21 protein-coding genes are annotated in these 22,920 nt (G+C 70.5%); 12 read left to right on the forward strand and 9 right to left on the reverse strand.

From position 1 onward, the window contains the following. Positions 1-23 precede the first annotated feature (23 nt). Complete coding sequence (locus BLR04_RS40865; protein WP_176903274.1) at positions 24-200, reverse strand: hypothetical protein; 177 nt, start codon at positions 198-200, stop codon at positions 24-26. A 33-nt stretch (positions 201-233) separates the two neighbouring features. Further along, a complete protein-coding gene (locus tag BLR04_RS25675; protein WP_176903277.1) occupies positions 234-1,799 on the reverse strand; it encodes a PspC domain-containing protein in 1,566 nt (521 codons plus the stop codon). A 113-nt stretch (positions 1,800-1,912) separates the two neighbouring features. Between BLR04_RS25675 and BLR04_RS25680 the strand changes: the two genes are divergently transcribed. The 3 genes from BLR04_RS25680 to BLR04_RS25695 all read left to right on the forward strand — a co-directional run bounded on the left by BLR04_RS25680 (position 1,913) and on the right by BLR04_RS25695 (position 4,870). After that, a complete protein-coding gene (locus tag BLR04_RS25680) occupies positions 1,913-3,121 on the forward strand; it encodes an ATP-binding protein (protein WP_090769882.1) in 1,209 nt (402 codons plus the stop codon). Continuing rightward, positions 3,118-3,750, forward strand: a complete 633-nt coding sequence (locus BLR04_RS25685) for a response regulator (RefSeq protein ID WP_090769884.1) — start codon at positions 3,118-3,120, stop codon at positions 3,748-3,750. Before BLR04_RS25680 ends, BLR04_RS25685 begins: the two co-directional genes overlap by 4 nt. 157 nt (positions 3,751-3,907) lie before the next feature. Further along, on the forward strand, positions 3,908-4,870 hold the full coding sequence (locus tag BLR04_RS25695) for a L,D-transpeptidase (RefSeq protein ID WP_143022194.1): 963 nt from the start codon (positions 3,908-3,910) through the stop codon (positions 4,868-4,870). A gap of 494 nt (positions 4,871-5,364) precedes the next feature. Here BLR04_RS25695 and pcrA read toward each other — a convergent pair whose 3' ends face one another. After that, positions 5,365-7,638, reverse strand: coding sequence for a DNA helicase PcrA (gene pcrA, locus BLR04_RS25705; protein ID WP_425413451.1), 2,274 nt, complete (start codon positions 7,636-7,638; stop codon positions 5,365-5,367). Positions 7,639-7,737: 99 nt separating this feature from the next. On the opposite strand from pcrA, the gene BLR04_RS25710 reads away from it, so the two are divergent. Together BLR04_RS25710 and BLR04_RS25715 are read left to right on the forward strand one after the other, a co-directional pair. Next, complete coding sequence (locus BLR04_RS25710; protein WP_176903278.1) at positions 7,738-8,457, forward strand: PIG-L deacetylase family protein; 720 nt, start codon at positions 7,738-7,740, stop codon at positions 8,455-8,457. 120 nt (positions 8,458-8,577) lie between these two features. Beyond that, on the forward strand, positions 8,578-9,705 hold the full coding sequence (locus tag BLR04_RS25715) for a glycoside hydrolase family 19 protein (protein ID WP_176903279.1): 1,128 nt from the start codon (positions 8,578-8,580) through the stop codon (positions 9,703-9,705). Between the two features lies 1 nt (position 9,706). Here BLR04_RS25715 and BLR04_RS25720 read toward each other — a convergent pair whose 3' ends face one another. The 5 genes from BLR04_RS25720 to BLR04_RS25740 all read right to left on the reverse strand — a co-directional run bounded on the left by BLR04_RS25720 (position 9,707) and on the right by BLR04_RS25740 (position 14,094). After that, positions 9,707-10,426, reverse strand: a complete 720-nt coding sequence (locus BLR04_RS25720) for a CPBP family intramembrane glutamic endopeptidase (RefSeq protein WP_090769892.1) — start codon at positions 10,424-10,426, stop codon at positions 9,707-9,709. Positions 10,427-10,435: 9 nt separating this feature from the next. Then, complete coding sequence (locus BLR04_RS25725; protein WP_090769894.1) at positions 10,436-10,687, reverse strand: WhiB family transcriptional regulator; 252 nt, start codon at positions 10,685-10,687, stop codon at positions 10,436-10,438. 71 nt (positions 10,688-10,758) lie between these two features. Beyond that, the gene (locus tag BLR04_RS25730) at positions 10,759-11,409 is read right to left on the reverse strand and encodes a neutral zinc metallopeptidase (protein ID WP_245740496.1); all 651 of its coding nucleotides are present in this window, start codon (positions 11,407-11,409) and stop codon (positions 10,759-10,761) included. Continuing rightward, positions 11,402-12,802 (reverse strand): glutamate-cysteine ligase family protein, encoded by a 1,401-nt coding sequence (locus tag BLR04_RS25735; protein ID WP_245740498.1) that lies wholly within the window; start codon positions 12,800-12,802, stop codon positions 11,402-11,404. Before BLR04_RS25735 ends, BLR04_RS25730 begins: the two co-directional genes overlap by 8 nt. 416 nt (positions 12,803-13,218) lie before the next feature. After that, positions 13,219-14,094, reverse strand: coding sequence for a hypothetical protein (locus BLR04_RS25740; RefSeq protein WP_090769900.1), 876 nt, complete (start codon positions 14,092-14,094; stop codon positions 13,219-13,221). A gap of 740 nt (positions 14,095-14,834) precedes the next feature. Here BLR04_RS25740 and sucC point away from each other — a divergent pair. The 4 genes from sucC (at position 14,835) to BLR04_RS25760 (ending at position 19,717) form a co-directional block, all read left to right on the forward strand. Next, positions 14,835-16,016 (forward strand): ADP-forming succinate--CoA ligase subunit beta, encoded by a 1,182-nt coding sequence (sucC, locus tag BLR04_RS25745; protein ID WP_090769902.1) that lies wholly within the window; start codon positions 14,835-14,837, stop codon positions 16,014-16,016. A gap of 3 nt (positions 16,017-16,019) precedes the next feature. Beyond that, entirely contained in the window at positions 16,020-16,895 is an 876-nt protein-coding gene (gene sucD / locus BLR04_RS25750) for a succinate--CoA ligase subunit alpha (protein ID WP_090769904.1), read from the forward strand. 130 nt (positions 16,896-17,025) lie between these two features. Continuing rightward, positions 17,026-18,657 carry a cell division protein PerM gene (locus BLR04_RS25755; protein WP_090769906.1) on the forward strand — a complete coding sequence of 544 codons (1,632 nt, stop codon included), beginning with the start codon at positions 17,026-17,028 and terminating at the stop codon, positions 18,655-18,657. 97 nt (positions 18,658-18,754) lie between these two features. Next, entirely contained in the window at positions 18,755-19,717 is a 963-nt protein-coding gene (locus BLR04_RS25760; RefSeq protein ID WP_090769908.1) for a metallophosphoesterase, read from the forward strand. A gap of 35 nt (positions 19,718-19,752) precedes the next feature. Here the strand turns inward: BLR04_RS25760 and BLR04_RS25765 are convergent, their stop codons facing one another. After that, the gene (locus BLR04_RS25765) at positions 19,753-20,172 is read right to left on the reverse strand and encodes a hypothetical protein (RefSeq protein WP_245740500.1); all 420 of its coding nucleotides are present in this window, start codon (positions 20,170-20,172) and stop codon (positions 19,753-19,755) included. Positions 20,173-20,254: 82 nt separating this feature from the next. On the opposite strand from BLR04_RS25765, the gene purN reads away from it, so the two are divergent. The 3 genes from purN to BLR04_RS25780 all read left to right on the forward strand — a co-directional run. Further along, positions 20,255-20,857 carry a phosphoribosylglycinamide formyltransferase gene (gene purN / locus BLR04_RS25770; RefSeq protein WP_090769946.1) on the forward strand — a complete coding sequence of 201 codons (603 nt, stop codon included), beginning with the start codon at positions 20,255-20,257 and terminating at the stop codon, positions 20,855-20,857. An 18-nt stretch (positions 20,858-20,875) separates the two neighbouring features. After that, entirely contained in the window at positions 20,876-22,417 is a 1,542-nt protein-coding gene (purH, locus tag BLR04_RS25775; protein WP_090769912.1) for a bifunctional phosphoribosylaminoimidazolecarboxamide formyltransferase/IMP cyclohydrolase, read from the forward strand. 206 nt (positions 22,418-22,623) lie between these two features. After that, positions 22,624-22,920: IS5 family transposase (locus BLR04_RS25780; RefSeq protein WP_143022195.1), on the forward strand; the 297-nt coding region annotated here is incomplete at its 3' end.

A 22,920-nucleotide genomic window follows, 5' to 3' on the forward strand; every position in this document is an offset into this window, starting at 1 on the left:
CCGGTGTCTTTCCCGGTCAAGGCCTACTTACCGCGAAACCCCCGCGCGATGATCGCCACCAAGCCCGCGAACGCCAATCCCAGCAACAACACGCCGACCAGGACGACCCAGTCAGTGACTGCCCGTGTCACGACCAAGATGCCCAGAACGACGAACAACACACCGCTGAGCAGCGCCATCCAGTCCGTGCGGTGGTTCACGACCGCATCCCGTCCGCAGTTCCCCTGCGCGGGTCATGCCCCACGGCGCACCTCCATGTCGCTGACGCCGCCCTTCAGGTTGAGGACGATCGTGGCGGGCTCGCCCTCGGGTTCGACCTCAGGCTCCAAAGTCCGGTCGAACTGGACGTTCAGACCGCTCATCAGTTGCTGGTCGATCCGGATGTCGCCCACCTTGCTCGTCGCGTGCACCTCCACCCTGGCCGTGGGAGGCACGATCACCTCCAGCTCGCCCACCGACAGAACGGCGTTCAGCGTGACGGTCGCCCCGGGCCGCAGGTGCAACTCGGTCAGGTCGAGCCGGCCGTCGCCCACCCCCACGTCGAAGGTGCGGGTGGCCTCGGCGACGCTGACGGGCGTCCAGATCGCCGAGCCGACGTTCCTCGGCACGCCGCCGAGCATCAACCCCAGGCCGACGAGCAGCGTGAGGACGGAGCCCAGGGCGACCAGGCCGGCGCCGCGTCCCCACCAGGCCGCGACGAGCAGGCCCGCTCCGACGGTGATGAGCATGGCGCCGCCGACGATGGAGGGGCTCACTCCGGCGGCCGAACTGGATTGGGCGGCCACGACGATCCCTCCGACGATGATGGCCAGCAACAGGGTGACGCCGCCGATGTACGACTTCGGCCGGCGCTGCCGGCGCTGCCGCCGCGGGCGCGGGAGGTCGTACAGGGCGGGGTCGTAGGGGGAGTAGCCGGCCCGCTTACGGGGGTCGAGCGGCTGGTAGGGGCCGTTCGGCGCGAACGGCGCACCCTGGGTGACGTGGTCGGCGGCCGGCGGGGCGGGGTGGTGGGCGGTCGGCTCCTGCTGAATCCGGTGTTCCGCCGTCACCGCGTCCGGGGACACGGGCTCGGGCCGCGCGGACGGTCCGTCGGCGGGCGCCTCGTCACGGTCAGTCTCTTCCTTCGGCTCGGGCTCTTCCGGCGGCTCGGGCTGGAACGACGGGACCGCGGCGGCCGGCGTCGGTTCAGCCTGAGGCGTCGGTTCCGTCTGAGGCGACGGGACCGCGGCGGCCGGTGTGGTCGCGTCGGGCGCGGGTGGTGCCGCGTCCTCGGGCGGCGCCTGGGACGGCACCGAGGGAGGGGCGGGCGTCTCCGTGTACGAGGCCGCCGGGCGCTCCGTCTGGCGTCGCCTGCCGAGCCGTTCGGGCATCGACCGGGCCAGCCCGAGCAGGTCGACCCCGTGCGAGTGGGCGGCCAGCAGCGCCACGGCGAGGAACACCGCGGCCACCAGCGTGGCCGCGTCGATCCACACCGTCATCAGGTTGACCGCCAGCCCGAACGCCAGCACCGCGGTCAGCAGCGCCATCACGGTGTCGGCGTCGAAGTCGCGCCGCGTCCACTGCTCGATGAGGCCGGGACGACCGCTCGGCTCCTTCATCAGCAGGAACGCCGCGATGTAGAGGAACAGCCCCATGCCCGACCCGAACAGCAGCACCACGAAGCCGATGCGGAACACCACCGGATCGATGCCGAGGCCGCGCCCGAGCCCCGCGCACACGCCCATGAGGAAACGCCCCTCGCTGCTGCGGCGGAGCGCGCGCGGCCGGGCGGTGGGCGGGCTGGGCGGACCTTCAGTCATGGAACCATCGTGGACCTGATCGGCGGGTGCCCACATCCGGGACATCCCTGAGCGGGCCCGGGGGTCACTCCCTGATGACCGGAACGCGGGTCCGTGTGACGATGGCTTACGTTATGGCTGACCAGAAGACTCTCGCCGAGCAGAGTGGCGACGCGCCCTACCGCAGGATGACCCGCCCCATGGAGGGCCGCCTGCTCGGCGGTGTCGCCCAGGGGCTCGCGGCGCAGCTCAAGCTTGATCCGGTAGTGATCAGGCTGATGTTCGTGCTGCTCAGCGTGGTCCACGGGGTCGGCATGGTGGCGTACGCGGTGCTCTGGATGGTGACGCCGCGCAAGGCGCCCGAGCGGGCCGATCCGCAGCGCGACTGGAGCCAGCTGGCCGCGTTCACCGCGATCGGGCTGGCGCTGTTCGCGTTCGGCTGGCTGACCGGGGCCTCCCAGGGCGGCATCGGCATGCTGCCGTTCGCGGTGGGCGGGATCGGCGCGCTGATCCTGTGGCAGCAGGCCGACCCCGAACGCCGCAGGGGCTGGGTCAGCGGCGCGGCGCTCAGCATGCGGAAGAACCGCATCCGTACGCCGCTCGGCGTCGGGCTCGTCGTGGTCGGCGCGATCGGCTTCCTGTACTCCCAGGGTGAGCTGGCGCAGGCCCGTCCGGGGCTGATGTTCACCATCGTGGTGGTCGGCGGCCTGGCGGTGATCGCCGCCCCCTGGCTCGCCGGCCTGTGGAAGGAACTCCAGCTGGAGCGGCGCGAGCGCATCAGGCAGGAGGAGCGCGCCGAGGTGGCGGCCATGGTGCACGACTCGGTGCTGCACACCCTGACGCTGATCCAGCGCGTCGCCCACGACCCGCGCGAGGTGTCGCGGCTGGCCCGCTCGCAGGAGCGCGAGCTGCGCAACTGGCTCTACCAGCCGGCCCAGGACGCCGACGCGACGCTCGCCGCCGCCGTACGCAGGATCGCCGCCGAGGAGGAGGACGCGCACGGCGTGCCGATCGAGGTGGTCTGCGTCGGCGACATCGCCCTCGACTCGGCGGGCAGGCTGGGCGCGATGCTGAAGGCGGCGCGGCAGGCGATGGTCAACGCCGCCAAATATGCTGAAAGCCCGGCTATATCCGTATATGCCGAAGTAGAGGGTGAAGAGGCCACGATTTTCGTGAAAGATCGTGGCAAGGGGTTCGACCTTGCGGACGTCCCGCTCGACCGCATGGGCATCAGGGAGTCCATCATCGGGAGAATGGAACGTCACGGAGGCACGGCCCGCGTGCGCACCGAGCCCGGCGAGGGCACGGAAGTGATGTTGACGATGAAGCTGGAGAAGGCATGACGCGCGTACTGATCGTCGATGACCACCGGTTGTTCCGATCGGGTGTGCGCGCCGAGCTCGGCGACTCGATCGAGGTGGTCGGCGAGGCGGAGGACGTCGAGACGGCGGTCAGGGCGATCGCCGCGCACCAGCCCGACGTGGTCCTGCTCGACGTGCACATGCCCGGCGGAGGCGGCCAGGAGGTGCTGCGCCGGGTGCTGGGCTCCGGCTCCCAGGTGCGGTTCCTGGCGCTGTCGGTCTCCGACGCCGCCGAGGACGTCATCGGCGTGATCAGGGGCGGCGCCCGCGGCTACGTGACCAAGAACATCAGCGGCAAGGAGCTGACCGACGCCATCCGCCGGGTGGCCGAGGGCGACGCGGTGTTCTCGCCGCGGCTGGCCGGCTTCGTGCTCGACGCGTTCGCCTCCTCCGAGGTGCCGTCGATCGACCCGGAGCTCGACTCGCTGACGCAGCGCGAGCGCGAGGTGCTGCGGCTGATCGCGCGGGGGTACGCGTACAAGGAGATCGCCAAGGAGCTGTTCATCTCGGTCAAGACCGTCGAGACGCACGTGTCGTCCGTGCTGCGCAAGCTCCAGCTCTCGAACCGTCACGAGCTGTCCCGCTGGGCCACCGCGCGGCGTCTGGTGTGATCTGTCCGGTTCTAAACGCCGGCTGACCCGACCGTTACGGGATAGTTATCCGGGCATGTCGGCGAAATGGATCAGTCGTGTGTCACAGAAGAAGGAGTCGTGACACCTGATCCAGGAGTAGTCCACCGTGAAGCCCGCCCCCCGGATACTGTCGGCCTTGCTCGCGTTCGTCACCGTGACCGCCTGTGCGACCGAGAGCCCGCCCGCCCCCGTCTCAGCCGCCGCCGCGCAGGCCGGCCCGACCCCGACGACGCCGGCGGTGACGCAGGACGCGCCCGAGGCCGCCGCCGAGGAAGTGTCGCCCGTCAAGCCCATCAAGGTCCGCATCGCGGACATCACGCCTATGAGCGACAAGACGGAGAAGGTCGGCGTCGGCTTCCCCATCATCGTCACGTTCGACCGCGCCGTACGGACCAGGCGCCGGGCCGAGGTCGAGTCGGTGCTGGAGGTGCAGGCGCAGAAGCCGGTCGAGGGCGCCTGGCGCTGGGTGTCGGACCGCAAGGTCATCTACCGGACGAAGACCTACTGGAAGCCGCACCAGAAGGTGCTGTTCACCGCCCGCTTATCCGACCTGCCCGGCAACACCGGCGCCAAGGACGTCTCCCGCCGCTTCGCGGTCGGCACGTCCAACATCTCCGTGGTCGACACCCGCAGGCACACCATGAAGGTCTACCGCGACGGCAAGCTCGCGAAGTCGATCCCGATCAGCGCGGGCAGCGGCGGCATGGTCAGGAACGGCGTCGACGTCTACCTCACCACCAGCGGCACGCACCTGACGATGGGCAAGAAGGCCGTCGAGACCATGACGTCCTCGTGGCTCGGCGTGACGGACCCGAAGGACCCGCTCTACTACAAGCTCGAGATCCCGTGGGCGGTCCGCATCTCCGACAGCGGCGAGTACGTCCACGAGAGCGCCGGCTACTACCAGTTCCTGGGCCGCTCCAACCAGAGCCACGGCTGCGTCCGCGCCACCCCGGAAGGGGCCAAGTGGTTCTACACCATCTCCCAGCGCGGTGACGTGGTGAAGATCAAGGGCACCAAGCGCAAGCTGGAGTGGAACAACGGCTGGAGCTACTGGCAGCTCAGCTGGAACCAGTGGAAGAAGGGCAGCGCCCGGTAACGGCGGCGACCCACACCCGCCACGCCTGCGCCTGAGTACTCGCGCCCGGCACGCGCAGCGGGCCGCCGTCACGCGTCGCGCGGCTCCTGCGGGGCCTCGAGGTGGGTCAGCCAGGTGGCGAGCAGAGTCTCCAGGTGGGCGGCCTCCTCGGGCGACAGGAGGTCGAGCAGCCGGCATTCGTTGCGGACGTGCTCAGCGAACGCCTGGTCGATCAGCTCGCGGCCGGCCGCGGTCAGGGCGACGACCCGGCCGCGGCCGTCGGTGCCGCTGCGGCGGCGGGTGACGAGGCCGTCGCGCCTCCTCGGCCAACCCCACGCGGCACGGCTCGTCGGGATCCTGGGCCGGCCCGTCGGAGCACGGCTCCTCGGGCTCCTCGTGGGCCGGTCCGTCGCGGCGCGGCTCCTCCGGGCCGTCCTCGGCCCACCCCTCGCGGCGCGGCTCGTCGCTCGCGCCCCCGACCGCCGCTCGGCGTCAGGGGAGGGCCGCCCAGCGGCTCAGAGCTTGTCGAGGGGGGCGTAGGCCAGCAGGAGGGTCTTCTCGCCGCCGGAGCCGAAGTCGATCTTGACCTTGGTCTTCTCCGCGACGCCGTCCACCGACACCACCGTGCCGAGCCCGAACGCGTCGTGCGTGACGCGGTCGCCTGGCGACAGGGACAGCAGCGTGCGCCCGCCGCCACCACCGCCACCGCCGCCGCTCCTCGCGGGCGCCGGGCGCGCGGCCGGCTCGCGGCGCGTCGCCGCGCTCCACGCCGACTTCTCCGGATCGGTACGCCACTCGATGAGCTGACCCGGCACCTCGCTGACGAACCGCGAGGCCGGGTTGAACGACGGCGCCCCCCACGAGCTGCGCACGGCCGCCCGCGTGAGGTAGAGCCGTTGCTGCGCCCTGGTGATGCCGACGTAGGCCAGCCGCCGCTCCTCCTCCAGCTCCTTGGGCTCGCCGAGCGACCGGACGTGCGGGAAGACGCCGTCCTCCATGGCCGTCAGGAACACGACGGGGAACTCGAGCCCCTTGGCGGTGTGCAGGGTCATCAGGGTGACGACCCCCTGGCCGCCGTCGGCGTCGGGGATCTGGTCGGCGTCGGCCACCAGCGACACCTGCTCCAGGAACTCGACCAGCGTGCCCTCGGGGTTGGCCTCCTCGAACTCGGAGGCCACCGAGATGAGCTCGTTGAGGTTCTCGAGGCGCGACTCGTCCTGCGGGTCTTCCGACGCCTCCAGTTCGGCGCGGTAGCCGGTGGCCACCAGCACCTCTTCGGCCAGGGCCGACGGCGGCACGCCCTCGGCCTTGGCGATGAGCTCGTCGAGCATGGCGACGAACTCGCGGACGGCGTTGAGCGAGCGGGTGGCCATGCCGTACGCCTCGTCGGCGCGGCGCAGGGCCTCCCAGAACGAGATGCGCTCGCGGGACGACAGCGCCTCGATCATCGCCTCGGCCCGGTCGCCGATGCCGCGCTTGGGCACGTTGAGTATGCGCCGCAGCGACACCACGTCGGCCGGGTTGGCCAGCACCCGGAGGTAGGCCAGCAGGTCTTTGACCTCTTTGCGCTCGTAGAAGCGCACCCCGCCGACCACCTTGTACGGCAGGCCGGTGCGGATGAAGATCTCCTCGAACACCCGGGAGGCCGCGTTGGTGCGGTAGAAGACCGCGACGTCGCCCGGCCTGACGCCCTCGTCGTCGGTGAGCCGGTCGACCTCCTGCGCCACGAACATGGCCTCGTCGTGCTCGTTGTCGGCGACGTAGCCCACGATCTTGGGGCCGTCGCCCTGGTCGGACCAGAGGTTCTTCGGCTTGCGCGACTCGTTGCGCGAGATCACCGCGTTGGCGGCGGCCAGGATGTTCTGGGTGGAGCGGTAGTTCTGCTCCAGCAGGATCGTGCGCGCGTCGGGGTAGTCGCGCTCGAACTCGAGGATGTTGCGGATCGTGGCGCCGCGGAAGGCGTAGATCGACTGGTCGGCGTCGCCCACCACGCACAGCTGGGACTGGTCGGTGCCCGACCGCACGAGGTCGCCGTCGGTGGTGCGCAGCTCGGGATGCCCGACCAGCTCGCGGATCAGGATGTACTGGGCGTGGTTGGTGTCCTGGTACTCGTCGACCAGGACGTGCCGGAACCGCATGCGGTAGTGCTCGGCGACGTCGGGGAAGAGCTGGAACAACGTCACCGTGTTCATGATGATGTCGTCGAAGTCCATCGCGCCGGCCTCGGTCAGCTTGAGCTGGTAGGCCTTGTACGCCTGCGCGAGCGTCTTCTCCAGGTGGGAGCCGGCCCGGTCGAGCGCCGTCTCGTAGTCGACCAGCTCGTTCTTGAAGTTGCTGACCTGCGCCGAGAACGAACGCGGCGGGTAGCGCTTCGGGTCGAGCTCCATCTCGCGGCAGACCATCGCCATGAGCCGCTGCGAGTCGGCCTGGTCGTAGATCGAGAAGCTGGACGGGAAGCCCAGCCGCTTGGCCTCGCGCCGCAGGATGCGCATGCAGGCGCTGTGGAACGTCATCACCCACATCGCCTTGGAGCGCGGCCCGACGAGCTTGTCGATGCGCTCCTTCATCTCGCGGGCGGCCTTGTTGGTGAACGTGATCGCGAGGATCTCGCCCGGATGCACGTCGCGCTCGGCCAGCAGGTAGGCGATGCGGTGGGTGAGCACCCGCGTCTTGCCCGACCCGGCCCCGGCCACGATCAGCAGCGGACTGCCATGGTGGAGCACGGCCTCACGCTGCTGCGGGTTGAGGCCGTGGAGCAAGGGGTGGTCAACGGAGACTTGGGTCGGCACCTACCTAGGTTAAGACGCCCCACCGACAAACCGCGCCCGGAATGCCGTCGGTACGGCCGGAGGTTAGTGCTGGCGGACGGAAATTCCGGAAGGGGAAGCATGCTGCCGCTCAGCGAGATCAACCGGGTGCTCGTCGTGACCGCCCACCCCGACGACGCCGACTTCGGATCCGCGGGAAGCGTGGCCCAGTTCGTGGACAAGGGCGTGGAGGTCACGTACCTGCTCGTCACCGACGGCGACGCGGGGGGCGACGACCGCAGCCTCGACAACTCCGGCATGGCCGAGCTGCGCCGGACCGAGCAGCGCGCCGCCGCCAAGGTGATGGGGGTCACCGACGTGCGGTTCCTCGGCTACCCCGACGGTCAGGTGGTGCCGTCGCTGGAGCTGCGGCGCGACATCGCCAGGGTGATCCGCCAGGTCAGGCCCGACCTCGTGATCACCCAGCACCCCGACCGCAACTACCGCCACATCGCCCCCAGCCATCCCGACCACCGCGCCGTGGGCGGGGCGACCCTCGACGCGGTGTATCCGGACGCGCGCAACCCGCACGCGTTCCCCGAACTGCTCAGGGACGAGGGGCTGGCGGCGTGGACCGTCCGCGAGGTGTGGCTGAGCGGTGGCTCCACGCCCGACCACTGGGTGGACATCACCGACGCGATCGACCGCAAGCTCGCGGCCCTGCAGTCGCACGTCAGCCAGGTCGGCCACATCGAGGGCTTCGCCGAGTTCGTCAGGAGCCGCTCGGCGGGCCTGGCGGAGCAGGCCGGTCTCGGTGAGGGCCGCTACGCGGAGGGCTTCCAGGTCGTCGCCACGGGCTGATGTGACTCCTGTGGCAGATGGTAAAAATACGTAGTTGCATGTGATTTGTCGGTTTACCTTCCTCCGTTGGCCGGATTCGTCGTTCGAATCCGGCCTACCTGAAGGGAAACCGAACAACTCATGCTGACAAGGCAACAAACCGGCTGGGCCGCCGCACGGGCGGCCGTCGTGCTGGCGCTGGGGATGATCCTCTCCGCGCTCGTCGTGGCGCCCGCCTCGGCCGCCGACCCGACCGGGACCATCACCGGTCTCGGCGGCAAGTGCATCGACGTGGCCTGGGCGAACCCCGCCAACGGCACGCCCGTGCAGATCGCCAACTGCAACGGCGGCGACGCCCAGAAGTGGACGGTCGCCGGCGACGGCACCCTGCGGGCACTCGGCAAGTGCCTCGACGTCGTCGACTTCGGCACGAACGACGGCGCGAAGGTCCAGATCTGGGACTGCGCCGGCTCCGCCAACCAGAAGTGGGTCGTCACGCCGGCCCACGACATCGTCAACCCGGCCGCCGACAAGTGCCTGGACGTCACCGACAACAACAGCAACGACGGCACCAGGCTGCAGATCTGGACGTGCGCCGGCACCGCCAACCAGAAGTGGAACGCCCCCACCACGTCGGGCGGCGGCGGCAACGGCTTCGTGGTCAGCGAGGCGCAGTTCAACCAGATGTTCCCGAACCGGAACCCCTTCTACACCTACAGCGGCCTGGTGGCCGCGCTGAACGCCTACCCGGGCTTCGCCAGGACCGGCAGCGACACCACGAAGAAGCGTGAGGCAGCGGCCTTCCTGGCCAACGTCAACCACGAGACCGGCGGGCTCAAGTACGTGACGGAGCTGAACACCGCCAACTACTCGCACTACTGCGACTGGGGCCAGTCGTTCGGCTGCCCGGCGGGCGGGTCGGCGTACTACGGCCGTGGTCCGCTCCAGCTGAGCTGGAACTACAACTACAAGGCCGCGGGCGACTCGCTGCACATCGACCTGCTGCACAACCCCTGGCTCGTGCAGAACGACCCGGCCGTCGCCTGGATGACCGGCCTGTGGTTCTGGAACACCCAGAACGGCGCCGGGTGGATGACCCCGCACAACGCCATGGTCAACAACGCCGGCTTCGGCCAGACCATCCGCAGCATCAACGGCGCCCTGGAATGCGACAACAAGTACCCCGCCCAGGTGCAGAGCCGGGTCGACTCCTACTACTGGTTCACGTCGGTTCTCGGGGTCTCCCCGGGCGACAACCTGTACTGCTGAGTCAGGCGTGGCGCTGCGCGGTTCCGGAGGGGGGCCGCGCAGCGCCGCCCGCATGTGAGATGCGGGCGAACAGGTAGCCGAGCGAGTTGGTGGCCAGGTGCAGCATGGCCGGCGCCAGCAGGCCGCGGCGGCGGCGCAGCTCGCAGAACAGCACCCCGGCGGCGGCCGTCGACACCACGCTGCCCGCCACCACGCGCGGGACGGCGAGACGGCCGGTCCCGCCGGCCGTGAGCTCACCGAGAGCGGGGTTGGCGCGGGCCATGTCGATCGCGGGCAGGACGTGCCAGAGCCCGAACAGGGCCGAGGACGCGGCCGTGGCGGCCACCGTGCCGTGCCGCCGCCTGAGCATGGCGTACAGCGCTCCTCTGAAGCCCACCTCCTCCAGCAGGACCGTGCCGAACGGCACCTGGATCAGGGCCTCCTCGACGACGCGGGCGCGCGAGAGCGACAGCGCCCGCTCGTCGCGGAACAGCGGCCTGGTACGCGGCCAGGCGACGCCGACCGCGTAGCCGGCGGCCACCGTCGCCGCCAGCGCGCCCCCGGCGACGGCCCCCCGGCGGCCGTCGGCGAACCCGATGTCCCGCCACGACAGGCCGGACCTGCGCGCCGCCGTCACGAGAGCGGCCGTCGCCAGCACCGAGGTCACCGGCCCCAGCCGGGGCGCGACCTTGTTGTTCATGACGTTGGCGGCGACGAGGACGGCGATCGAGCGCAGCAGCACCCCTGCAGGCTACGTCGCCGCGGGGGAGGACGTCGTCAGCCGGCCACGGCGGCGTTCCTCCGGGGTGAGACCGCCCCAGATTCCCTCGGCCTCACCGGCGCTCAGGGCGTACGAGCGGCATTCGCGCAGCACCTGGCAGCCGGCGCAGACCGCCTTGGCCCGCGCCTCCTGCGCGGGGGTGGGCGCGAGAGGGAAGAAGAGGTCAGGGTCGCTGGACCTGCACGCGCCCCGGCGCAGCCAGCTGATCTCCTGCGTAGGCATGCCTCCACCGTAGGGCGCGGGCCCTGCCCGGCACATCATCCGTGGGGTGACTCCCGCCCGTCCGTACGGACTCAGCAGGCTCCCACCCCTTGGCGATACCCCTTGACGAAGGCCGCCTGCCGTTGCTCCGCCGTACCGTGGGCGGCGGGGTCGAGCCAGTTGTCCGTCGGGTCGCCTGCCGCCTCCAGGCTGAGGAACAACTCGTCCTCGTCGCCCTCCTCGGCGCGCAGCGCGCCCGAGCCGACGAGCGCCGACAGCGTGCCGCCCGCGTAGCAGTCGGCCTGCAGCTCGGCCTGGACGTTCAGCGCGAAGCCGGTCGACAGCTGCGCCTGGACGGCGTGCCCGAGCTCGTGCGGGACGATGACGTAGACCGAGCCGTCGCCCATCGCGTTCCACAGCGACTCCATCCACTGCTGGTCGTAGGCGATGAAGTGGCCGCGCGGGCAGTAGAACGCGTTCTCCGGCACCGACGGCTGGCCGCCGCACGAAGGCCCCGATTCGCCCGCGTACGGGATGAACGCCTCGATCGGCCGGTACGTGCCGCCGAGCTGCTGGAACTGCTGGGCCCAGAACTGCTCGCCCAGCGTGCGCGCCGCGCGCACGTCGTCCTCGAACGTGTCGGCCTCGCGGGTGTCCATGGACGGTCGCGGGGTGAGGCCGCAGGCGGCGAGCAGTAAGAGCACGAGGGCGGTGGCGAGGGCACGGGTCACGGTGTCAGACATCCCAGGTGTGGACGGGGTCGTTGGTGTGCATGCGCGCGACGTAGTCGAGCGTCATGCCGCGCAGGGCGGCGTACCGGTCGCCGCCTCGGGCCCGTACGTTGGCCACCTGCCAGCTCGCGCCGGTGCGGCCGGTCAGGCAGCGGCCCTCGATGATCGACAGCAGCCGTTCCGCGACGGGACGGTCGACGCCCCACCGCCGCAGCCCCTCGTACGCCAGGGGCAGCAGCCGCCGCAGGATCAGCTCGGGCGCCGGCACCTCGCCGAGCCCCGGCCAGTACAGCCGCGCGTCGAGCCCGTGCCGGGCCGCCGCGTTGAGGTTGTCCTCGGCGGCGCGGAACGACATCTGACTCCACACGGGCCGCTCCTCGTACGGCAGCACACGCATCAGACCGTAGTAGAAGGCGGAGTTGGCGGCGACGTCTGCCACCGACGGCCCGGCGGGCAGCACCCGGTTCTCCACGCGCAGGTGCGGCATGTCGTTCGCCACCGCGTACACGGGCCGGTTCCACCGGTAGATCGTGCCGTTGTGCAGGGTCAGCTCGTGCAGGTCGGGGACGCGGCCCCGGTCGACCTCCGCGCACGGGTCCTCGTCCACGCACAGGGGCAGCAGCGCGGGGTAGTAGCGGACGTTCTCCTCGAACAGGTCGAAGACACTGGTGATCCACCGCTCGCCGAACCACACGCGCGGCCGTACGCCCTGCGCCTTCAGCTCCGTCGGCCGCGTGTCCGTGGCCTGCTCGAACAGCGCGATCCTGGTCTCCCGCAGCAACTCCTTGCCGAAGAGGTACGGCGAGTTGGCGGCCACCGCCACCTGGGCCCCGGCGATGGCCTGGGCGGCGTTCCAGTGGGCGGCGAACTCGTCCGGGCCGACCTGCAGGTGGAGTTGCACGCTCGTGCAGGCGGCCTCGGGCGCGACGCTGTCGGCGTGGGTGTCGAGGCGTTCCACGCCCTCGATGCACAGGTGCAGGTCCTCGCCGCGGGCGGCGAAGATCTGCTCGTTGAGCAGGCGGAAGCGAGGGTTGGCCGACAGGCTGCCCGGGCCGAGGTCGTCCTCGCAGAGCGTGGGCAGGATGCCGATCATGACCAGGTGGGCGCCGCGCGACCTGGCGCGGTCCTCGGCGTGGTTGAGGCGGGCCCGGATGTCGTTCTCCAGGCGGAGCATGCCGTCGCCGGACAGGCTCTGGGGCTCCAGGTTGATCTCGAGGTTGAACTGGCCGAGCTCCGTCGCCCAGTCGGGACGGGCGATGGCGGCGAGGACCTCGGCGTTGCGCATGACAGGCTCGCCGATCGCGTCCACGATGTTGAGCTCGATCTCCAGGCCGGCCAGCGGGGCCTCGGGGGCGAAGCGGGACTCGCGCAGCATCTGGGCGAGGACATCGAGGCATCGATGCACTTTTTCGCGATATTTACGGCGATCGTCCTTGCTGAACGCCACCGCTGGCACATCCCTGCCCATATCACGAAATGTCGCACGCCGCAGCCTCCGAAGCCAGACCCAGGACGGAAACCGGACGCCCCCGTGAAACACCCGATACCGGCACCCGTGCGGGGGAGCCCGCGGCGTACGGCGGAAGCCCCGCCCCGTGACAAGAGGCCGCGGCCCGCGCCCGTACCGCGAAGGGCCCCACGCCACCCCGTGACAAGGACCCTGCGCCCGTACCGCGAAGAACCCTCGCCACGCCGGAACGCCGCGGCACCGTGCCCCCGTACAGCGAGCAACCCCGCCACGCGAGAACGCCGCGGCGCCCCCCCGTACGGCGAAAAGCCCTTCCCCGCCGGGCGGCGGGGAAGGGCCGATCGGTCAGGACGTCAGTCGGCGAGGCTGCCGAGCGGGATCTGCAGACGCGGGATCTCCGTCTCGCCGTCGGCCATCTTGTCGGCGACGGACGTCGTCGGCGCCTTGATGGAGACCTTGGAGCCCCAGCCGGAGTAGGTGGTGTCCACGCTCAAGGTGCCCTGCCCGCCTTCGCCGATCAGCAGCGACATCGGGTACGTCGACACGAGCCTGGTCGGCAGGCCCTTCTTGTCGACGGTGAGCCGCCAGGAGATGGAGACCTTCGACTTGGGGTTGACCATGCCGCGCCAGGACGACTGCAGCCACGGCGAGGCCTTCCACAGGGCGTTCACCGAGACCTTGCCCGCGTAGCCGTTGCTCGTGGGCTTGGCGCCCTTGAGCAGGGTCTTCAGCGTGCCGGTCTCGGCCGCGTTGATGGGCTGGCCGTACATGCCCATGACGCCGCCGGCCGGCCCGTTGGGAGCCTTGAACCAGGTCTGGCCCTCGGGCAGCAGCACCGACCACATGTTGCCGGACATGTACGCCGTGCTGCCGACCCTGATCGTGTGCTCGGGCTTGGCGATGGCCCGCATCATCTCGCCCAGCTCGCTGTCGCCCAGGACGTCCTCGATCTGGTCGAGATCCTTGGACGTGATGTTCATCTTGGCGGTGATGTCGGAGGCGGCGATGCCCGACTTGCCGGCCTGCAGGGTGCCGGACCGGCGCGTGAAGATCTGCCTGTCGCCGTCCACCGCGACCGTCGTGCGCTCGGTGAACTTCACACCCTTGCCGGCGGTGAACGTCTTCTTCACCGCGACCACGGGGTTCTTGGGGGCGGCGGCCATCGCCGGGGTGGCGGTCGCCAGGGCGGCGGTCGTGGCTAACGCCACGCCCGTCAGGATGCGCTTCATGCGGTGTTTTTCCTTTTGTCGAGTGAAAGAGCTGGTGTTCCTTGGCAAGGCCGGCGTACGGCCTCGCGCTCATCGCGTGAGGCGATTACGGGACGCGGCCGAGCGGACTCGAAGAGCCATGGAGAATCTCCTCCGGCGGCGGGCTTTCCTGCCGCCGGAACGTCGTTGTCGAGTACCAGACCAAAGGCGGCGCTTTCGTCACGCCCCAGTCGCTGAGCGTGTCTTCCGTGCTCCTCGGCGGTGAATCGTCCCGGGTCGCCCCCGTTGCTTCCGGCGTGACAGCGCATATTCGCGGCGCCCGCACCCGTTCTCGGGCATGGCGGCGTCGGCGGTCATGAACGACCGTCGATGCCGGAGCCGCGGCAATTCGCGTCATGCGTTTCCTTCGCCGGAAATGGAGAGCGGCGCAAGCCTGCCATTGGAAGATCACGACCATATATCGAGTACGGGGCGCATGGCGGGTTATTTGTGCTTTTTTCGTGCATGCCCGACATGGGTGGTGAGATCAGCGTCACAGAGTGGAAGAACCGCGACCCGATGACCGGGGAGGGTCAAGCTTCGGGCTAGGCTTCACTGGCGGAAACGCCCGGCACGCACGGGGTTGCCCGGGCCGTCGAACATCAGTCGGATAAGCAGGGAGCGAACCCGACGGAGCGAGCAGAGCGGAACGCCTGAACGGCGAGGCGGTCCGCGGCGCGAGCGAGGAGGGCGAGCGACCACATGGAAGAGGACGGACCCTCGTGGACCTGTTCGAACATCAGGCGAAGGAGTTCTTCGCCGACTACGGCATCCCGGTGCCACGCGGCATCGTCGCCCACACGGTTGAGGAGGTGCGGGCGGCAGCCGAGCAGCTGACCGGCCGCGTCGTGGTCAAGGCCCAGGTCAAGACCGGTGGCCGGGGCAAGGCCGGCGGCGTGAAGGTGGCCGACGACGCCGCCGACGCCGTGGCCAAGGCCGAGGCCATCCTCGGCATGGACATCAAGGGCCACACGGTCCACAAGGTGCTTGTGGAGGAGGCCAGCGCGATCGCGGAGGAGTACTACTTCTCCTTCCTGCTCGACCGCGCCAACCGTACGTTCCTCGCGATCTGCTCCGCCTCGGGCGGCATGGACATCGAAGAGGTCGCCCACAGCGCGCCCGAGAAGGTCGCCAAGGTGCCCGTCTCGGCGCTGACCGGTGTCGACCGCGCCAAGGCCCGCGAGATCGCGCAGGCCGGCGGCCTGCCCGACAAGGCGATCGAGGGCGCCGCCGAGCTCATCGAGAAGCTCTGGTGCTGCTTCGTCGACGAGGACGCCACGCTCGTCGAGGTCAACCCGATGATCCTGTCCGCCGACGGCCAGGTGAAGGCCCTCGACGGCAAGGTCACGCTCGACGACAACGCCTCCTTCCGCCAGGCCGAGCACGAGGCGCTGGCCGACAAGGCCGCCGAGGACCCGCTCGAGGCCAAGGCCAAGGAGAAGGACCTCAACTACGTCAAGCTCGACGGCGACGTCGGCATCATCGGCAACGGCGCCGGCCTGGTCATGTCCACGCTCGACGTGGTCGCGTACGCGGGCGAGCAGTTCCCCGGCAAGCCGTCGCCCGCCAACTTCCTCGACATCGGCGGCGGCGCCTCGGCCGAGGTCATGGCCGCGGGCCTGGAGATCATCCTCTCCGACCCGAGCGTCAAGTCGATCTTCGTGAACGTCTTCGGCGGCATCACCGCCTGCGACGCCGTCGCCAACGGCATCGTCTCGGCGTTCAAGCTCCTCGAGAGCCGCGGCGAGGCCGTCTCCCACCCGCTGGTGGTGCGCCTCGACGGCAACAACGCCCAGCTCGGGCGGCAGATCCTGGCCGACGCCGCGCTTCCGCGCGTCGAGCTGGTAGACACGATGGACGAAGCGGCCAAGCGTGCCGCCGAGCTCGCTGCGGTAGGTGCGTGACCCATGGCCATCTGGTTGACCGAGAACAGCAAGATCATCGTTCAGGGCATGACGGGCGGTGAGGGCACCAAGCACACCCGCCGCATGCTCGCCTCCGGCGCCAAGGTCGTCGGCGGTGTCAACGCCCGCAAGGCCGGCACCACGCACGAGGGCCTGCCCGTGTTCGGCACGGTCAAGGAGGCGATCGAGCAGACCGGCGCCGACGTGTCGGTCGTGTTCGTGCCCCCGGCGTTCACCAAGGACGCGGTCAAGGAGGCGATCGACGCCGAGATCCCGCTCTGCGTCGTGATCACCGAGGGTGTCCCGGTGCACGACAGCACCGAGTTCTGGGCCTACGCGGTCGAGAAGGGCAACAAGACCCGCATCATCGGCCCCAACTGCCCCGGCATCGCCTCGCCCGGCGCCTCCAACGCCGGCATCATCCCCGCCGACATCACCACCGCCGGCCGCATCGGCCTGGTGTCGAAGTCCGGCACGCTGACCTACCAGCTGATGTACGAGCTGCGCGACTTCGGCTTCTCGACCGCTGTCGGCATCGGCGGCGACCCGGTGATCGGCACCACGCACATCGACGCGCTGCAGGCGTTCCAGGACGACCCCGACACCGACGCCATCGTGATGATCGGTGAGATCGGCGGCGACGCGGAAGAGCGGGCCGCCGCCTACATCGAGCAGCACATCACCAAGCCGGTCGTCGCCTACGTCGCGGGCTTCACCGCCCCCGAGGGCAAGACGATGGGCCACGCGGGCGCCATCGTGTCCGGCTCGGCCGGCACCGCCCAGGCCAAGAAGGAGGCCCTGGAGAAGGTCGGCGTCCGCGTCGGCAAGACCCCCTCCGAGACGGCTCGCCTCATGCGCGAGATCATGCAGGCTCGCTGAGCACCCCTGCGAAAAGCCCCGTGCGGCCCTCGCCGTACGGGGCTTTCGCGCGTCTTGGGGGGCACAAAGTAGGCGGAGGGCGGCGCGTCAACCAAGCGCCGGTCGGGAAAGATTGAGAAAATCGCCTACTGTGACGGCGATTCTCGACCAGTTGCGTACCGCCCCCCGGTCAATGCTCGGCAAGATCCCCGGGGCCTCGAGCGACCACGACGACGCGAGACGGCCGTTGCCGGTGTCGGGCATGCTGGCCGCCGCCGCCACGCTCGGCGTCGGCCTGGCCGCCCTCACCACCCTCACCCTGGTCGGCTGGATCGCCGCGCCCAGCGGCGCCCTCGGCGCCGGGCTGCCCGGCGTCTTCCGTACGGCGGCGCAGCTCTGGCTGGCCGCCCACCACGCCGGGTTCGCGATCTCCGGCGGACGCGTCGGCCTGCTGCCGCTCGGGCTCATGATCCTGCCCGCCGTGCTGCTCTACCGCGCCGGCCGCTGGATGGCCCGCGACGCCGACCTGCGGCTGCGACTGCCCGCCCGGCTGCCGAAGAACAGCCCGAAGGAGCAGGCCGACGCCCGCCGCCGGGCGCAGCTCGTCCTCGTGGTGCAGGCCGGGGTGTCGCTGGCGGCGCCGTACGCGCTGCTGGCGGGGTTGATCGCGATCGTGGCGAGCAACGAGGTGACCCAGCCGTTCATCGGCGAGGCGCTGCTCAGCCACTTCCTGCTGGCGTTCCTCGCGGGGTCGCTGGCCACGGCGCGGATGATCGGGCCGTGGCGCATCATGCTGCGGCTGCTGCCCGAACGCGTGCGCGCCCTCACGGTCGGCACGGCGGTCGCCACGGCGGTGCTCCTCGTGGCCGGGCTCGTGCTCGTGCTGGTCGCGGTGGTCCTGAACTTCGGGCAGGTCAGGGAGCTGTCGGAGGTGCTGTCGCCCGGGTTCGTGGGCGGCGTGCTGCTGGTGCTGCTGCAGCTGCTCTACCTGCTCAACACCGTCGTCTGGGCGATGTCCTACATCGCCGGGCCCGGCTTCGCCATCGGCGCCGACACGCTGGTCGCGCCCACGGGGGTGCAGCTCGGCACGGTGCCGAGCCTGCCGCTGTTCGGGGCGCTGCCGGAGAGCGGCACGGTGCCGGTCTGGATGATGGCGGTGATCGCGCTGCCGTTCGCCGCCGGGGCCGCGGCGGGCGTGCTCGTGGCGCGCATCGCGCCGTCGCCGTCGTACGAGGCCGCGCCGCTGTGGGGGTTCCTCACCGGCGTCTCGACCGGGCTCGTGGCCGGGGTGCTGGCGGCCCTGTCGGGCGGGCCCATCGGCGGGGGACGGCTGGCGACCGTCGGGCCGTCCCCGTGGGAGGTGGCGGTGTCGGTGGCTCTGGAGGTCGGCGTGGCCGCCGGCATCTCGGCGGGCGTCACCAACCTGCTGCTGCTCAACAAGCGCGCCCGGGTGCCCCTCGACAAGGCCGCCGCCCCTGTACGGAAGGCCGGCGCGGCGCTCGCCAAGGCGGCGAGCAAGGTCGGCCTCGCCGAGTCGGACCCGCGGCCGTTGCCCGGCCACTGGATGGACGCCACCGAGGCCGACACGCAGGAGATCCCGGTCATCAGGGACGACTGGCAGGACGAGCACGCCTCGGCGGAGGCCGAGACCCTCGCCCAGGCCCGGCCGCGCCCGGAACAGCCGGGACCGGCCGGCCCGCCGCGCCGGGACATCGTCGACGAGTCCGACGACCGCGGCGGCCACGTGATCTACCTCGACCCGTACGCCTGGGACCGCGACTGACGCATTCCCGCGCGGAAACGAAGATCGTCAGCCCGGGTTCCCTGGGGTGTCGGCTTCCCGTAACCGAGCGGAAGCGGGCGGGGAAGACAGTCGGCACATGCGTAATGTGCTTCTCACCACCGCCATGGTCGCCGCGTCCCTGACCGCCGGTGTCGTCGCGCCCGGTGTGGCCTCCGCCGCCGGCCAGGGCCCCTCCTTCACCTTCGCCCTGCTCGGCGACACCCCCTATGGCCAGGCGCAGGAGGCGGCGTTCCCTCGCCTGGTCGCGGACGTCAACGCCGACGACGACGTGCGGCTCGTCATGCACGCGGGCGACGTCAAGAGCGGCTCCACCTCGTGCGACGACGCCCACCTGACCGCGACGAAGGGGCTCTACGAGACCTTCGAGGACCCCTTCGTGCTGACCCCCGGCGACAACGACTGGACCGACTGCCACCGCACCGCGGCCGGTGGGTTCCTGCCGACGGAGCGGCTCGAAGCGATGCGCCGCATCTTCTACCCGGTGCCCGGCCGCACCCTCGGCGTCCACGAGATGAAGGTCGAGACCCAGGCCCGCGACCGTGACCACGGCGACTACGTCGAGAACGTGCGCTTCACCGAGAAGCGGGTCGTCTTCGCCACCGTGCACGTGGTCGGCAGCTCCAACGGCCTGGCCCCGTGGGACCAGCTGCCCGGCGGCGACCGGCCCGAGCTCCGGCTCGCGGAGTACGAGGCGCGCAAGGCCGCCGCGCTCGACTGGATCGACCAGACCTTCGACGCGGCCGAGCGTGAGCACGCCCCCGGCGTGCTGCTCCTGCTGCAGGCCGAGCCCACGGCGAGCGACGGCTTCACCGAGATCCGCGAGCGCATCCTCGAGCGCTCCCGCGCGTACGGCAAGCCGGTGCTTCTCGTGCACGGCGACGAGCACGTCCAGGAGGCCGAGCCGCACTACGCGGGCGTGCCCAACCTGACCCGGCTGGAGACGTTCGGCGACACCGCGAGCCAGTGGCTGAGCGTCACGGTCAAGCCGAAGTCGCCCGAGGTCTTCTCCTGGGTGCAGCGGATCGTACCCGCGGCCTGACCCTCTCCGACAGCCCTGACTCCGACCGGTCGGGGTCAGGGCTGGACGGTGCCGAGCATCTCCAGCACGTCGGGCGGGAGCTTGCGCTCGGCCGACTGCCGGAACTCGGCGAAGCACTCACCCTGGGACGACACCGTGCCGGCGCCCTTCATGCACTCCTGGTAGGCGGAGTACTCGTCCATGAGGTAGACCTGCATGGCGGTGGCGGCGGTCGACAGGAACAACGCGATCGACGAGACGATGATGCCGCCGAAGGCGACGCCCGTGGGCTTGCCCTCGCCCTTGAGCAGGGGGACCGCCCTGACGCCCGCCATGAGCGCGAACAGCGCCATCACCAGCCCCGCGAGGGGCAGCATGAACGTCATGGCGAGCGCTGCGATGGCCAACCAGATCGCTCGGCGCCCTGCGGAGTCCGCGGGCTGCTGGCCTGCCGGCGCCTGCACCGGTGTCGACACCTGACCTCCTCTGCGTCGCCGGACGAGGAACGGATACCCTGTGACCCCCACCCTGTTTCCTCTGTGGAGAGTGCGCGTGTCTATGGCTGGGCGGCTTGTCGTCCTCGTTTCCGGCTCTGGAACAAACCTACAGGCCCTTCTGGACGCTTCCGTCGACCCTTCATACGGAGTTCGTGTGGTGGCCGTCGGCGCCGACAGGGACGGGATCGAGGGATTGTCCCGGGCTGCCAGGGCAAACGTCCCGACTTTTGTTGAAAAGCTGGGTGATTATTCGACGCGGGCCGAATGGGATGAAGTCATCTCGACCCGGATCGCCGCGTACGAACCCGACCTCGTGGTGTCGGCGGGATTCATGAAGATTCTCGGCAAACCCACGCTCGACGCCTTTCCCGTGCTGAACACCCACCCGGCGCTGCTGCCGTCCTTTCCCGGGGCCCACGGCGTGCGCGACGCGCTGGCCCACGGGGCGAAGGTGACCGGCTGCACGGTGATGCTGGCGGACGAAGGCGTCGACACCGGGCCGATCGTGGCCCAGGAAGCCGTGCCGGTGCTTCCGGATGACGACGAGGCGACGTTGCACGAGCGCATCAAGGCGGTCGAACGCCGTCTGCTCGTCGACGTCGTCGGCCGGATGGTCCGAGAGGGCTGGACGGTCAGCGGACGTACGGTCCGCATTGGTAAGTGACACAGGAGGGGAATCCACGTGACTCGCATCGCCATCCGGCGCGCGTTGATCGCTGTATATGACAAGTCCGGGCTCGAAGAGCTGGCTCGTGCCCTTGACGGCGCCGGGGTGGAGATCGTCTCGACCGGCGGCACGGCCGCCGCGATCTCGTCGTACGGGATCCCGGTGACCAAGGTCGAGCAGCTCACCGGTTTTCCCGAGTGCCTCGACGGGCGGGTCAAGACGCTGCACCCGCGGGTGCACGCCGGGCTGCTGGCCGACGTCACCAAGCCGCACCACGTCGCCCAGCTCGAAGAGCTCGAGATCGACCCGTTCCAGCTCGTGGTGGTCAACCTCTACCCGTTCCAGCAGACGGTGGCCTCCGGCGCGTCCGAGGCCGAGTGCGTCGAGCAGATCGACATCGGCGGCCCGGCCATGATCCGCGGCGCGGCGAAGAACCACAGCACCTGCGCCGTCGTGGTCGACCCCGGCTCGTACGGCGACGTGCTCGACGCGATCTCCGCGGGCGGCTTCACGCTGGCCGAGCGCAAGCGGCTCGCGGGCGTCGCGTACGCGCACACCGCCGCCTACGACGTGGCCGTGGCCAACTGGTTCGCCGGTCTCGACGAGACCGAAGAGGCGTTCCCCGACTTCGCCGGGTTCGCGTACGAGCGCAAGGCGACCCTGCGCTACGGCGAGAACCCGCACCAGCGGGCAGCCCTCTACACGGCGGGCCCCGGTGGGCTCGCCGGCGCAGAGCAGCTGCACGGCAAGGAGATGTCGTACAACAACTACCTCGACTCCGACGCCGCGTGGCGGGCCGCATGGGACTTCTCCGAGCCGTGCGTGGCGATCATCAAGCACCAGAACCCGTGCGGCATCGCGATCGGCGCCGACGTGGCCGACGCGCACCGTAAGGCGCACGCGTGCGACCCGGTGTCGGCGTACGGCGGCGTGATCGCCGTCAACCGCGAGGTCACCGGCGAGCTGGCGCGGCAGATCGCCGAGGTGTTCACCGAGGTCGTCGTCGCCCCCGGCTTCGACGCCGAGGCGCTGGAGATCCTGCGCGGCAAGAAGAACCTGCGCCTGCTGCTCTGCCCCGAGGGCCCGTCGGAGCCGACCGAGTTCCGCAAGATCAGTGGTGGCCTGCTCGTCCAGACCGTCGACCGCGTCGACGCGTCCGGCGACTCGTCGGCGCAGTGGGAGCTCAAGACGGGCGAGCCCGCCTCGCCCGAGGTGCTGGCCGACCTCGAGTTCGCCTGGCGGGCCGGCCGCTCGGTGAAGTCGAACGCCATCCTGCTCGCCGCCGGCGGCGCGACGGTGGGCGTCGGCATGGGCCAGGTCAACCGGGTCGACTCCTGCCGCCTGGCCGTGGCCAGGGCGGGGGAGCGGGTGTCGGGCGCGGTCGCCGCCTCCGACGCGTTCTTCCCGTTCCCCGACGGGCTTGAGGTGCTCGCCGAGGCCGGCGTGCGCGCGATCGTGGAGCCGGGCGGCTCGGTGCGGGACGACCTCGTCATCGAGGCCGCCCAGAAGGCCGGCATCACGCTCTACTTCACCGGCACCCGCCACTTCTTCCACTGACGACCGACCCCGGCGGGCCTCATCGGGGCCTGCCGGTCCTTTTGCGGTGCAGTTGGGCGGGCCTCTTACGGGGCCCGCCCGGTCCTTTTCAGGGAGGAAAGCCCGGCAGGCCCGCCGGGTCGCCCCTCCGGCGTGCATCGCGGGATTCGGCCTCGCCGCTAGAGAGTGTCTGACAAACGATCTACATGCACTGTTGAATGTCGGTCGTGGTGCGACGTGGTGAGCTGACGGACAAGGCGTGGGCACGTATCGAGCCGCTGCTGCCGGCGATGGACGGCCGGGGCCGTCCTTGGCGTGATCACCGGCAGGTGATCGACGGCATTTTGTGGCGGTTGCGGACCGGCGCGCCGTGGCGGGACATTCCCGAGCGGTACGGGCCCTGGCAGACCTGCTACGAGCGGTTCAAACGCTGGGAACAGGACGGCACCTGGGCGCGGCTGCTGGAGGAGATGCAGGTCAAGGACGACTCGATCGGCCAGGTCGAGTTCACCGTCAGCATCGAC

The organism is Nonomuraea maritima, assembly GCF_900100395.1.
GTDB lineage: Bacteria > Actinomycetota > Actinomycetes > Streptosporangiales > Streptosporangiaceae > Nonomuraea > Nonomuraea maritima.